At 50.5% G+C, this 11,801-nt stretch carries 11 protein-coding genes; 5 read left to right on the forward strand and 6 right to left on the reverse strand.

The window, feature by feature from the left end; translation table 11 throughout:
• Both AC01YT_RS01170 and AC01YT_RS01175 read left to right on the forward strand, forming a co-directional pair.
• The coding region (locus tag AC01YT_RS01170) for a S8 family peptidase (RefSeq protein ID WP_476672324.1) at positions 1-3,151 on the forward strand (3,151 nt) is incomplete at its 5' end.
• Positions 3,152-3,298: 147 nt separating this feature from the next.
• Positions 3,299-3,643 (forward strand): DUF4870 domain-containing protein, encoded by a 345-nt coding sequence (locus AC01YT_RS01175; protein WP_476672326.1) that lies wholly within the window; start codon positions 3,299-3,301, stop codon positions 3,641-3,643.
• A 74-nt stretch (positions 3,644-3,717) separates the two neighbouring features.
• Here AC01YT_RS01175 and AC01YT_RS01180 read toward each other — a convergent pair whose 3' ends face one another.
• From AC01YT_RS01180 to AC01YT_RS01190, 3 genes are read right to left on the reverse strand one after another with little or no spacing between them, the layout of a single operon-like run.
• Entirely contained in the window at positions 3,718-5,778 is a 2,061-nt protein-coding gene (locus tag AC01YT_RS01180) for an ABC transporter ATP-binding protein (RefSeq protein ID WP_476672328.1), read from the reverse strand.
• A gap of 26 nt (positions 5,779-5,804) precedes the next feature.
• Positions 5,805-7,793 (reverse strand): ABC transporter ATP-binding protein, encoded by a 1,989-nt coding sequence (locus AC01YT_RS01185; protein WP_476672329.1) that lies wholly within the window; start codon positions 7,791-7,793, stop codon positions 5,805-5,807.
• Positions 7,780-8,271 carry a MarR family winged helix-turn-helix transcriptional regulator gene (locus AC01YT_RS01190; protein ID WP_476672331.1) on the reverse strand — a complete coding sequence of 164 codons (492 nt, stop codon included), beginning with the start codon at positions 8,269-8,271 and terminating at the stop codon, positions 7,780-7,782. The genes AC01YT_RS01185 and AC01YT_RS01190 overlap by 14 nt, the downstream gene beginning before the upstream one ends.
• Positions 8,272-8,368: 97 nt before the next feature.
• Between AC01YT_RS01190 and AC01YT_RS01195 the strand changes: the two genes are divergently transcribed.
• A complete protein-coding gene (locus tag AC01YT_RS01195) occupies positions 8,369-8,728 on the forward strand; it encodes a hypothetical protein (protein ID WP_476672333.1) in 360 nt (119 codons plus the stop codon).
• The gene (locus tag AC01YT_RS01200; protein ID WP_476672335.1) at positions 8,718-8,999 is read left to right on the forward strand and encodes a glutaredoxin family protein; all 282 of its coding nucleotides are present in this window, start codon (positions 8,718-8,720) and stop codon (positions 8,997-8,999) included. The genes AC01YT_RS01195 and AC01YT_RS01200 overlap by 11 nt, the downstream gene beginning before the upstream one ends.
• A gap of 21 nt (positions 9,000-9,020) precedes the next feature.
• On the opposite strand, the gene AC01YT_RS01205 is transcribed toward AC01YT_RS01200, so the two are convergent.
• From AC01YT_RS01205 to AC01YT_RS01215, 3 genes are read right to left on the reverse strand one after another with little or no spacing between them, the layout of a single operon-like run.
• Positions 9,021-9,269 (reverse strand): hypothetical protein, encoded by a 249-nt coding sequence (locus AC01YT_RS01205; RefSeq protein ID WP_476672336.1) that lies wholly within the window; start codon positions 9,267-9,269, stop codon positions 9,021-9,023.
• A gap of 4 nt (positions 9,270-9,273) precedes the next feature.
• A complete protein-coding gene (locus tag AC01YT_RS01210; RefSeq protein WP_476672337.1) occupies positions 9,274-10,128 on the reverse strand; it encodes a DegV family protein in 855 nt (284 codons plus the stop codon).
• Positions 10,125-10,700, reverse strand: a complete 576-nt coding sequence (locus AC01YT_RS01215) for an RNA polymerase sigma factor (protein ID WP_476672338.1) — start codon at positions 10,698-10,700, stop codon at positions 10,125-10,127. The genes AC01YT_RS01210 and AC01YT_RS01215 overlap by 4 nt, the downstream gene beginning before the upstream one ends.
• A gap of 205 nt (positions 10,701-10,905) precedes the next feature.
• Here AC01YT_RS01215 and AC01YT_RS01220 point away from each other — a divergent pair, with 205 nt between their 5' ends.
• Positions 10,906-11,742 (forward strand): lysophospholipase, encoded by an 837-nt coding sequence (locus AC01YT_RS01220; RefSeq protein WP_476672339.1) that lies wholly within the window; start codon positions 10,906-10,908, stop codon positions 11,740-11,742.
• Positions 11,743-11,801 lie beyond the last annotated feature (59 nt).

Consider the following 11,801-nt stretch of genomic DNA (forward strand, 5'->3'; position numbering starts at 1 on the left):
TGAACCTGCTACCCAAGTCTATGCCCGCGAGCGAACCGTACGCACGGAAAACGAAGCTGTATCTGCCGCCCAGGCACAAATTCAACGCATCAAGCGAGCCCAAGATCGTTTTATCAACGCGCTTCTCAACCAGGGAATATTGAAAAATGTCAAGCCCGCTGTTGGTGACACTGAATTTGTGGTTTATCAAACTCAGCGGGTATATAACGGGGTGGCTTTGCGTGTTAAGGCCGAAAAGATTCCCCAAATCGCTCAACTTTCAGGGGTAAAGGCTATTCATCGGCTCAACCTCAAGACATTAGATAATAGTTACAGTGTCCCTCTGATCAAAGCTCCACAAGTCTGGAATCTTAACCTTGGATACACCGGTGATGGCATTAAAGTGGGCATTATTGACACCGGGATTGATTATCTACACACCAACTTTGGCGGCCCCGGCACGGGATATGATGAGAACGATACGACAGTTGTAGGCGATGTTCTCAATTACCCAGGCGTCAAGGTCATTGGGGGCTACGATTTCGTTGGAGATGACTATGATGCTAGCGGGGTATCGGGCAACCCCGTTCCTCAACCCGACCCCGACCCTATGGATTGTAACGGCCACGGATCTCATGTAGCCGGCACCGTAGCGGGTTATGGTGTGTTGCAAGATGGAAGCACCTATAGTGGACCTTACGGACCTGACGCCTATTCCAATAATTTCTATATTGGTCCGGGTGTAGCGCCTAAGGCTCAACTGGTAGCACTACGCGTATTCGGCTGTGAAGGTTCTACCGCAGTAACTGATCTTGCGATCGAGTGGGCGGTGGATCCTAACGGTGATGGGGACTTCTCAGATCACCTGGATGTCATCAACATGTCCCTGGGCTCAGTATACGGGTCTGAATACGACACGTCTACGATTGCCAGTAACAACGCGGCGCTTGCAGGAGTAATCGTCGTAGCCTCGGCAGGCAATAGCTACGACACCTATTACATCACCGGCTCTCCTGCTGTCGCCACCCGTGCGATTTCGGTTGCCTCATCCATTGATGCCCAGGACATCATGGACGCCTTTAAGGTCACAGAAGCACCTGCGGGGCACAAGGCTCTTGAGGGATGGCACGGTTCATATCACTCTGCCAATTACAATTGGGCAGCAATGACTTCACCAGTGACTGGTGTTCTGAAGCTCCCTCCATCCGACAATACTGGAGGATGTACTTCATTCCCCCTCAATTATTTTACTGACACTATTGCGCTACTCGATTGGACCTTCCTCCCTGATGGTGAAACCCATGAGTGTGGTTCGGCTACTCGAGTGGGCAATGCCTACAACGCGGGCGCAAAGGGGGTCATTCTTGTTTACACAAAACCCTATCTAGATATCCTTATTGCGGGAACAAATACCATTCCTGCCACCATTACCACCCAAGGCGTTGGCAGCGCACTTAAGGCCGCCTTGGGGGCTGGGTCTGTTACCGTCTCCCTCAGCAATGAGAAGATGGGAAGTTTTATCACCAGCGATCCAGGGCTGAACGACCTGGTTTCCCGCTTCTCTTCACGTGGACCACGTCGAGGGGATTCTTTCCTAAAACCCGATATTACCGCCCCTGGACAAACAATATTCTCCACAGCCGCGTTAACCGGGAATCAAGGAGTCTCCTTTAATGGCACCTCTATGGCTGCCCCACACATCAGTGGAGTGATGGCACTCTTACGCCAGTTGCGTCCTTCGTGGAGTGTTGAAGAACTCAAAGCCCTGGTGATGAATACAGCCAACCATGACCTGTTCACTGAGAGTGGACAAACTGGTAATAAGTATGGTGCAGGACGGGTCGGGGCTGGCCGTGTGGATGCGGAACAAGCAGCGCGGTCTTTTGTGGTGCTCTATAACGCCAATGACGAGGGAGCGGTGAGTGTCTCTTTTGGAAACATTGAGGTTGTAGGCACCTACACCGCCGAGAAAGTGGTCAAGGTTGTCAATAAGCACGCCAGCCAGACATTTAATTACAATGTATCACTCGATCAACGCGTAAGCATCCCTGGAGTTACTTTTGAACTCCTCAACCCGGATAATACGCCGCTTACAACCCTCAGCCTTGGCCCAGGCCAACAAAAGACCTTCAAAGTTAGACTGACTGCTGATGCCTCTCAAATGACCCATACTCGGGATGTAACAGTAAATGCCACTCAGGCCGGACTCCCTCGCCACTGGATAAGTGAAGCCGCCGCGCTGATCACGCTGACCCCAAGTGGAGGTGGTGCTCAACCTGCGCTTCGCCTGCCCGTCCATGCGGTGGCACGTCCGGCTTCGGCCATGGCCGCTGTACCTTCTCAGATCATCCTCAACAAAGCCAATCCAACCGGCACAATCAAGGTTACCTTACAAGGTAGTGAGCTGGCAGACTATCCCTCCCTCGTCTCTGCCTTCGAGCTCCTTGGGACGGATGCGGATGAGACGCCTGTGCCCCAACCTCTTAAACACGCTGACTTGAAGTACATTGGCGTGATGAGCGACTATCCGCAATGGGGAGTGGATAATTATACATCGCTTTACTTTGCCATTGCCACCCAGGCAGATTGGAACACACCCAATGAGGTGGAGTTTGACATCTACATTGACACTGATCAGGATGGCACAGCAGACTTCGCCGTTTATAATACCAGTGTTCTCTACAATTCAAATTCCTCTGATGTGTTCCTATCACGATTGCTAAATCTAAACACTTCTTCAGGGTATGCTTATCTCTTGAATGCCTTCTTTGCCGATGAGGTAGATACAGCGCCCTTCAACAATAACGTGGTCATCTTACCCATCGCTGCATACCGGCTAAACGACACAGATGGCAAGTTCGATTTTTACATCGAGACCTACAGTCGTGACCAGGAGGACGAGAATCCAGTAGACGTCAGTGAGGTCTACACCTACGATTGGCGCCATCCGGCCCTCCTCACTATCAACACGATAGCCGATGATGACTTTGAGGGACTGCCCTTCTATAAGGATGTGCCTCAAACATTGACCTTCAGTTATGATCTTGATCACGCTGAGACCACTGGTCTTAAGGGAATATTGCTCATGCACCACCACAATACAACCCAAACCGCACAGGTCATATCACTGGAGAGCAAGTGGCTTAACTACCTGCCGTTGATCAGCAAATAGCCTTTTCAAAATAATTCCCATCCGACTGAGCAGGTGGCTCTCTTTAAGCCACCTGCTTTTTTCCCATCTTGGGTTTGCTAATTCCGATAACAGTTGTAAAATAAGTCAAAGAGAGTTTTCTCTCAATCCCTTTATCTGGAGGCTGCGATGAGCACCCAATTCTCAATTCCCCCTGAAGAAATTACCAGCGATGATCGTCTGTGGGGTCTGCTGGCTTACCTCTTAACCCCGCTTGTCCCCATTATCATCCTTCTTCTTGAGGATAAGAAAAACCGCCCCTTCCTCAAAGCCCACACTATGCAAGCCCTTATCCTTGGTGTTGTTCTGATCGTTTTTAACATTTTGATGGGCTTTATCCCAGTGGTAGGATGGTGCATTGGCCCAATTGTTACTATTGTCCTGGTCATTTATTACGGCATCAAGGCCAATCGGGGTGAGGTCTTCGAAATCCCCGTGATTACCAACTTCGTCCGCAACCAGGGCTGGGCATAACAAAGAGATATAATGAGACCTCTATGTGCTAATTGACATAGAGGTCTCATTACATTAGTTAAATAAATCAGTTTTTATGCCTCTTTAGAAGCCGAAAGAGGTTGGGGTGTGGGTTGTTCACGCCCATCTTTGCCCATCCCAAGGGCTAAATTGCGCCGGAACTGGCTCATATACAAGTGATAGTAAAAGCCTTTTTGTGCCAGCAATTCTTCGTGGCGCCCTCGTTCAATAATTTCCCCTTCATGCACCACCAACACCATGTCGGCATTACGAATCGTGCTGAGACGATGCGCAATGACAAACGCAGTACGTCCCTCCAGCAAGCGCTCTAAGGCACTTTGAATCAGACGCTCAGTCCGCGTATCTACACTGGAGGTCGCCTCGTCTAAAATCAGAATGCGTGGATTTGCCAAAATGGCACGGGCTATCGCCAGTAGTTGGCGCTGGCCTTGGCTTAGCCCTGCCCCTCGTTCTCCCAAAACCGTTTGAAACTTCTCAGGCAAACGATCAATAAACGTATCCGCATGGGCTAACCGCGCCGCTTCAATCACCTCTTCATCACTTGCATCGGGCTTACCAACGCGAATGTTCTCCATTACTGTGGTGCTGAACAAAAATGTATCCTGCAGAACAATGCCAATCTGTCGCCGCAAGGATTCGGCTTTCACCCGCCGCACATCAATCCCATCAATAAGTACCGCCCCTTTGGTTACATCATAGAAACGCGGGATCAGGTTTATCATGGTGGTCTTGCCCGCGCCGGTTGGGCCCACAATAGCTATCGTCTGGCCGGGTTTAGCCACAAACGAGACATTCTTGAGTACCGGTTGGCCCTTAATATACTCCGCTGAGACGTTGCGAAACTCCACCTCGCCTCGTATCGGGGGCATTTCAATGGCATCGGGTGCATCTTGAATGGTCGGCTCAATATCAAGAAGGTTGAAAATGCGTTCAGCGCCGGCAATACCATTCTGAATATTCGTCCACAACACTGCAATCTGCTGAATAGGCTGGTTGAAACGCTGTACATATCCTAAAAAGGTAATCACCAGACCCAATGAAACCGCCTCACCGCCTAGTTGGGCACCACGCAACAACGCCGTGCCTCCTACCACTGTTACGATGGCTAAAGCCAGATAGCCTAACGCTTCTAACGTTGGCGAGAGCGCCGCCGTAAAGGAGACTGCCCGCACATTAGCGTCCCGATTGGCAGCGTTAATCTGACGAAATTGCTCGATGTTGGCCTCCACTCGGTTGAACGCCTGCACCTCTCGCACTGCCGAGATTGTCTCCTGGAGTTCAGCATTGATGGAACCCAATTCCTGGCGTGCACGTCGAAATGCCTTGCGCGCCTGCAAAGAGAACCATAGCGTAGCAAACAACATCAGCGGGGCAACGGCAACACTCAGGAGTGCAAATACCGTGTTCTTTGTAAACATGTTGTAAATGATCCAACCCAGTAATAGCACCCCACTTGCCACATTCACCAAAGCGAAAGAAAGGGCTTGCTGCAATGCCTCCGTGTCGTTGGTAATACGACTCATCAGGTCACCAGCCTCATTTTCGGCATAAAACGAGAGCGGCAAACGGTGCAAATGCTCAAAAACACTCACTCGTAACGAACGTAGCACATGTTGCCCGGTCCAAGATACCGCATAAAACGTCAAGCCCGTGAGCAATGCCCCCAAGACATAAAGCACAACAATCACCAGTACAAAGCGTCCCAAGCCCGCCAAGCGATCTGCCGTACTCAATCGTGAAGGATCCGCCGGAGGGAGTGGAAAACCACCCAGTTGAAAGACGCTGCGAACAAGCATTTGGGTGAGCCCATGCGGCGCATGGTCAACGCTCAACCAGCAGTTCGATTGTGCTGCCTCCCCCGAAGCAGCCAAACCCGGAAAGGATGAGCCAAAGGCACCTGAGGCCGCTGGTGCCAAATAACAATCCACCAGTTGTCCTGTCAGGTCTGGGGTGGTCACCTGGGTCCAGGTTGAAACAATGACCATCACTACGGCACCCACCAGTACGGGCCAGTAAGTTCCGAAATATCTGGCTAATCGCCCTAAGGTTCGGAAGGTGTTCTGAGGCTTAAGGGTTTCGCGGTTCAAAGCGTTACGTGGACCACCATGAAACATAGCGTCTGTTCTCCGTTCTAATGAACTCAATCTCCAGGTAGAATCACAGCATCAGCGGTAAATTGGGCTTCATCGTCCAGTAACTGTGAGGAGTAAATCTCAGCATAAATCTCACTCTCTTCAAGCAAGTCCTCATGTCGCCCCTGGGCGACAATCTGTCCTCGATCCAACACCAGAATCAAATCAGCGTTCATTACTGTGCTGATACGTTGTGCGATGACAAACGATGTGCGCCCTTTCATCAACTGTTGCAATGCGGTTTGAATCTGAACCTCAGTTGCCACATCCACATTCGAGGTGGCCTCATCCAAGATCAAGATGCGCGGATTAAGAAGCAAGGCGCGCGCAAGGGCAATGCGTTGTTTTTGCCCCCCTGATAGCGTTGTCCCTCGCTCGCCCACCAAGGTATCATAGCCCTGGGGAAACGACATGATGAAATCATGCGCCGCAGCGGCTTTCGCCGCAGCGATAATTTCATCCATGGTGGCGTCTGGTTTGCCGAAAGCAATGTTATCCCGGATGGTGCCTGAAAATAGAGTGGTTTCCTGCAACACAATCCCAATTTGTGCGCGCAAAGATTGAAGCGTGACATCACGAATATCGTAGCCATCAATGAGGATCCGCCCCTCGGTTGGATCGTAGAAACGAGGGATCAGGTTGATAATCGTGGTCTTGCCCGAACCCGTTGCACCCAAAAGGGCCACCGTTTGCCCCGGCTGAACCTCAAAGGAAACATTTTTCAAGACCGGTTCACCGCTACCAAAGTAATGGAATGAAACGTTTTCAAATTTCACATGCCCTTGAATTGGCGGAAGGACCATAGCATTGGGCTTCTCCACGACATCAGACTGAGCATCAAGAATTTCGAAAATGCGCACTGCCGAGGCCGATGCTTGACTGAATTGGTTGATGATGAAACCAAATTGAGCAATGGGGAGGAAAAGAAATACCAGATACAGACTGAACTCCTGCCATTCCCCCAACGTGAGCAACCCCTGGATGATGCGCTGTCCTCCAGCATATAAGATGGTGGCTTGCCCCAAATTAGCGATCAGAAAAGCAAAGGGGAAGAGAAATGTAAACAGTCGAGCAATGGCTATTTGCTGATTCATGAGCCGATCCGCCGCCGAACGAAACTTGGCTTGTTCCTCACGCTCACGTACAAAGGCCTTGATCACCTTGATCCCGGCCAGATTCTCTTGCAAAATCGTGTTTAATTCCGAAAGGCGCTGTTGCACCCGGGTAAACATCGGACGACTGATGCGACTGAAAATGGCAAACAGAACTAGCGCCACCGGTAAGATCCACAGCGTCGTTAGGGCCAGGCCGGGATTGGTTGAGAACAGTAAAATCAGCGTGCCTGTCAACAGGACAGTTGCGCCCACCAATTGCAATAGCCCTTGCCCAAGGAACAAGCGTAATTTTTCGACATCATCGGTAGCTCGCACCATCAACTGACCAGTTTGCTGTCGGTCGTGGTAGGAGAATGAGAGGCGCTGGATTTTGGCATAGAGTTCGTTGCGTAAATCAAAGGCCACCGCCTGGGAATTCCGTTCCGCCCAGTAAGATTGCAAAAAAGCAAACAAACCGCGCACCACCGCAAAAGCCAAAATCGCAATCGCGGCACGTATCAAACCACCAGGCGCATTGCTCACATCCTGACTTAAGTGGTCACGTAATTGTTGCAAATCCCAGGTCGTGGGGTAATTCAACACGTCCAGGATACGCGGCAGCGCTTGGTTGATAAACGTTGCCGGAATGCGTTCAAGCGCCTTAAGCACCTGATCGGCAATAGCCCCACGAGTTACCGCATCAATCATATTTCGTACCATGCGCGGTACTGCCAATTGTGCCAGTGTGGCAAGGGTCAAGAACACATAGGGTAACAACGCTTGGGCGCGGTAACGACTCAGATAACGTAATGCGCGGCGCATTACCCCACCCGTAGGTTTAAGTTCACCCGTTGCACTTGATAATTTTTCAGGGCGACGATGACCAATCTCATTGTTGACCATGGTTGTTCACCTTGCTGAGCGTAGAAGTAGTTTCTGGAACTCTTAATTCACGCGCAATTTGAGATAAACGCATAACCGCTTGGCAAATCGGTCTAACTTCATCTGATTGCAAGCGCTTAGTCACCTCATCCATCCAACGCAAGCGGTGGGCATTCCCTGCTTCGACCAGACTGCGCCCCTTAGGCGTGAGGCTTAGGCGTTTAGATCGCCGATCCCGGGGGTCTTCAACCCTGACCAGTAGCCCACTTTGAACCAACTTGTCCACCAGTTGGCTGGCGGCCGCCAGCGTGATATCCATTCGTTCGCTCAACTCCGAAACAGCGCAGCTTTCCTTATAATAAAGAGCCATCAAAACATTGAACTGAGGTATTGAAAGCCCTGTCCCCCGCACATAACGAAACAGTTCGTGCATGCTGTTTACCATAAATGTATCCATCCATTCTCGTAAACGCCAAGTCAATTCCTCACGCTCGTCCATTGCTTTAGCATCCTTATTTATTTAGTTGGCTTAACAATATTCCAAGCCCATTCTCTTGTCAATACCCGAAGGATAAGAATTAGGTTAAAATTTCTCTATGAGTTTTGGGCCTGAAGTTAAAGCCGCAATTGTTCGGGAACTTGAGCAGGGTGAAAGAGCCCGAAGTGCCGGAAACGAAGCACAGGCTCGCGTGTGTGCCCGTCGTGCGGTGGGTATCGCATTGCGTGCTTTTTGGGGTGAAGACACACCTTACACCCCTTCGATCATTCCCTTGCTTCAACGATTACAAGAGACCGAGTCTCTACCCCAAGCGCTTCGTAACATTGCCGAGCATTTTCTGATGCGGGTAACCCCCGAGTTTCGCCTGCCTGTAGATGTTGACCTTCTAGCAGAAGCACGTTGGCTTGTTGAAGAACTTGAACGCCTTAAGTCCGCGGAGGCTGCTAATGAAAATTAAACAGATTGAGCATCCCCCTTCAACCATCGTGCTTTATGGTACAACTTGGTGTTATGGATCACGCCAAGCCCACCAGGCTCTGGATGAAAGTGGGCTTGTTTATCAATGGATAGATATTGATCGGGATATAGAGGCACGCCAACTTGTAGAAACCCTTAATGAGGGCTATCGCAGTGTACCCACCATCATTTTTCCTGATGGAAGCGTGCTAGTAGAACCTGATCGGGACACGTTAATCGCCCATTTGGAGCGTTTTAAGACCCGCCCATAACCCGAGAGCAAAAAAGAATTGCTATTCCACAGTCCGGGGCGAGCGCCGCAGCAACCATAGCACTAAAGCCCCCAAAAAGACACCAACGCCAAGGCTAAAAAGCGCCCACATAAGCCCTATGGAACGCTCTAGGGTCACCCGCGGTACCTGGCTTAACCGTCGCTGAAGCCGAACCGCAAATTGGGGGTCAGGCTCAACCGGTTGCAGGTGGGATCGTAAGCGTTCCTCGATGCGACGCAGGACCTCATCATTCATGGATTCAGAGATCAAAGGACTACCCCTCCTCGTCCGTGACAGGATACGCCACAATGCCAATGGTGCCGGGTCCCAGGTGAGCAGCCACCGGAACCGAGAGATCCGTTACGATCACATCCTGGCAATTCAAAAGCGCCTTAATTTTCGTCACGAGTTCTTGCGCTACCTCCGGCGCCGCCGCGTGGACAACCGCGAGATTGATCTTCCGCTCTTGCATCTGCTGTTTGAGGTCCTCTACGATTCGTTCTAATGCTCGCTGCCTTCCACGGACCTTGTCTGCAGCGTAGAGCAGTCCTTCGCGCAATTTGATGATGGGATTGATCTTGAGCAGCGACGAAACCGCTCCCTGTAATGCGTTAATCCGCCCACTCATCTGAGCAAATTCGAGGTTCTCCAGGGTGAAAAGCACCATTAATTGGTCACGAATCTGGGTTAGTCGCTGCAAAATGCGCTCGATATCCCATCCCCGCCAGGAAAGCACACGCGCTTCGCGGCACATAAAACCCAAAGCCGCCGAACCCGCCCCTGAATCGAAAGGATGAATATTGAGTTCACCTGCCAACTCCCGGGCTGCCATCTGGACCGCTGCAAACGTCCCTGAGAGTTTACTGGAAAGATGAATAGAAAGCACCGAATCTCCCTTGCTGGCAATGCGGCGGTAAAACTCCACAATTTGTTGAGGTGAAGGTAGCGACGTTTTAGGCAAAAGACGTTTTTGACGCACCAAGGCATAGAAGTCCTTGAACGTCAAGTCGCGCTGCGAATAGGACTCCTCGCCAAAGCGTACGCTTAGCGGGATCACATGAATTTGATAGTCTCGTTGCCAATCCTCAGGAATATCAGCAGATCCATCGGTCACGATTTGTAGAGTCATTGGTCTTTCTCCTCTTCTAGGTTCAAATCCAATTCATTTCTCAGAGCAAGCAAGGTGCGATGATATAAACTCTTAATCGCCCCTTCACTCCGTCCCATGATTTTTCCAATCTCTTCATTCGAAAGTTGTTCCACAAATTTCAAAACAATCAAGTTCTGACGCTCGGGTGATAGTTTCTGGATCGCCTGGATTAGACGCTCGATCTCCTGATTGCGCTCTAGATGACTTTCAGGATGTTCACCAGGCATGGCCAGATGCAAATGGCCTTCGATCGGAACTTCCTGACGCCGCTGGTTATCACGATGCCAATTGGCCACAAGGTTATGGGCGATTCGATACAACCAAGCCGAAAAAGGCAACCCCTGGTAACGGAAATTGCGGATGTGGTGTAAGGCGCGGTGAAAAACTCGTTCGGTCAAATCCTCAGCATCATGAACATTACCCGTGCGGTAGTAAATATAACTGTAAATCCGCCGGACATACCGCTCATAGAGCACACTAAAAGCCTCCTGATCACCTTGAGCGGCGCGTAGAATGATGTCCTTCTCGTCAGCCTCGTTGAGTCCGCTCAACGCTACCTCCTCCGCTCTGAGGAGGATAACTCGAAATAGTTAACCCCAGATAATCTGAAGGGTTGCATGGTCATCCTAAGGTAATTTTACCATTGCAGCTCTGTGTCATTCTGCTGATCCGAAAATCCAAGCAGCGACTGACTTGCCTTTTCATCCTATCTCGGCTAAAACGTAAAATGAAAATTCACCATGGAGGCTCGGTCTAATGTTGCTCCAAGAACTCAATCTCACCTCCCCACAAGGTTACCAAGTTTTTGCGCGCGAGTGGCAGCCCGAATCTCCCCCGCGGGCTGTCGTCTTACTCATTCACGGTTTGGGAGAGCACAGTGGGCGCTATCAACACGTTGCCGATGCCTTCAATCAACGTGGTTTTCTCGTCTTCGCCCCCGATTTACCCGGGCATGGGCGTTCTGCCGGGCCACGGGGACACATCCGTGCTTATGACGATTTTCTAGACCTCTTTGATTGGTTCAATCGGGATTTGCGCCAACGTTATCCCAAAGTACCCTGGTTTCTCTATGGGCATAGCATGGGGGGTAACTTGGTGCTTTATTACGTGTTACGACGTAATCCGTCTGCCACGGGTGTCATTGCTTGTAGCCCTGGGTTGCGACCAGCCCAACCCTCCCCTATTCCACTTGGATTAGGAAAAGCGCTACAGCAAATCCTACCAGTGCTTCGGATCAACAACGGATTGGATCTTAGCGGACTCTCACGAGACCCAAAGGTCGTTGAAGCCTACCGTCGCGATCCTCTGGTTCATCCCTATATTTCTTTGCGATTAGGGGTTGGCCTAATTTCAGCCGGGGAGTGGCTACTCAATTTTAAAGGCAAATTCCCCTTACCCTTGCTGGTCATGCAGGGTACCGCTGACCGATTGGTTGATCCCCATGCCACTGATCAATTTGCCCACCAAATCAGCGGTAACATCATCTATAAGACCTGGGAGGGGTTTTACCATGAACTACACAATGAACCAGAAAAAGATGAGGTCATTGCCTTTATCCTAAACTGGATCGAGCCTTTGATTGCAACTTTGTAAACATTTCGGACATAATGGTTACAACTTACATCACCCGGCTAGGGAAGGATGACACTTGA

The sequence above is a fragment of the Thermanaerothrix sp. genome (assembly GCF_056331585.1).

Excerpts from the sequence above, each read along its gene's own strand:
- AC01YT_RS01175 (WP_476672326.1), top strand. The coding sequence starts at position 3,299 with ATGAGCACCCAATTCTCAATTCCCCCTGAAGAAATTACCAGCGATGAT.
- AC01YT_RS01180 (WP_476672328.1), bottom strand. The coding sequence starts at position 5,778 with ATGTTTCATGGTGGTCCACGTAACGCTTTGAACCGCGAAACCCTTAAG.
- AC01YT_RS01185 (WP_476672329.1), bottom strand. The coding sequence starts at position 7,793 with ATGGTCAACAATGAGATTGGTCATCGTCGCCCTGAAAAATTATCAAGT.
- AC01YT_RS01190 (WP_476672331.1), bottom strand. The coding sequence starts at position 8,271 with ATGGACGAGCGTGAGGAATTGACTTGGCGTTTACGAGAATGGATGGAT.
- AC01YT_RS01195 (WP_476672333.1), top strand. The coding sequence starts at position 8,369 with ATGAGTTTTGGGCCTGAAGTTAAAGCCGCAATTGTTCGGGAACTTGAG.
- AC01YT_RS01200 (WP_476672335.1), top strand. The coding sequence starts at position 8,718 with ATGAAAATTAAACAGATTGAGCATCCCCCTTCAACCATCGTGCTTTAT.
- AC01YT_RS01210 (WP_476672337.1), bottom strand. The coding sequence starts at position 10,128 with ATGACTCTACAAATCGTGACCGATGGATCTGCTGATATTCCTGAGGAT.
- AC01YT_RS01220 (WP_476672339.1), top strand. The coding sequence starts at position 10,906 with ATGTTGCTCCAAGAACTCAATCTCACCTCCCCACAAGGTTACCAAGTT.